2 protein-coding genes are annotated in these 785 nt (G+C 75.2%); both read left to right on the forward strand.

The genetic code is table 11. The annotated features are described in order from the left end of the window. A partial coding sequence (locus ACYVE7_RS35005) for an ABC transporter permease subunit (protein WP_460370965.1) occupies positions 1 to 380 on the forward strand: 380 nt, incomplete at its 5' end. Further along, positions 377 to 785: ATP-binding cassette domain-containing protein (locus ACYVE7_RS35010; RefSeq protein ID WP_460370967.1), on the forward strand; the 409-nt coding region annotated here is incomplete at its 3' end. The genes ACYVE7_RS35005 and ACYVE7_RS35010, both read left to right, overlap by 4 nt.

Below are 785 nucleotides of genomic sequence, written 5' to 3' on the forward strand. Positions count from 1 at the left end.
GAGAGGGCGTTCGGGTTTCTGGTCGAGGGGCCGTCCGCGGGCAGACGCGGTCGCTGCGGGAGCGGGAGTGCGTGCGGGCCGCCGCCTGGGCGGGCGCCTCCCCGGGACGGGTGGTGCGCCGCCATCTCCTGCCGCATCTCGCGCCGCTGCTCGTCGCGGACGCGACCCTCAACGTGGGGCTGGCCGTCCTCGCGGAGTCGGGCCTGTCGTATCTGGGGTTCGGGGTGCGGCCGCCCGGGGTCTCGCTGGGCACGCTGATCGCGGACGGCGCCCCGGCCGCGACCGTCCAGCCGTGGCTGTTCCTTCCGGCGGCGGTGCTGCTCAGCCTGCTGATCCTCGGATGCGGGCTGGTCGGCGACGCGTTGCAGGAACGCGCATGAACCTGTCGGTGCGCGGGCTCGAGGTCGCCTATCCGGGGTGCGCGCCGCTGCGCGGGGTGGACCTGGAGCTGGCCTCGGGCGAGTCGGTGGCGGTGCTGGGGGAGTCGGGGGCGGGCAAGTCGACGCTGGCGCTGGCCGTCATGGGGCTGCTGCCGCCCGCGGCCCGGGTGCGCGGCGAGATCTGGCTGGACGGCAGGAATCTGCTGGCGCTGAAGGACAGGGAACTGTCACGGCTGCGCGGGCGCGCGCTGGCGATGGTGTTCCAGGAGCCCGCGGCGGTCCTCGATCCGGTGCGGACCGTCGCGGCGCAGCTCAGGGCGGCGATCGGCGTCCATGAGCGGCGTCCGGCGGCTGGACCAGCGCGTCCCGCAAGGCGATGCTGCCGGTCTTCGAGCAGGAGAAGGC

The sequence above is a fragment of the Actinocorallia lasiicapitis genome, from assembly GCF_054778695.1.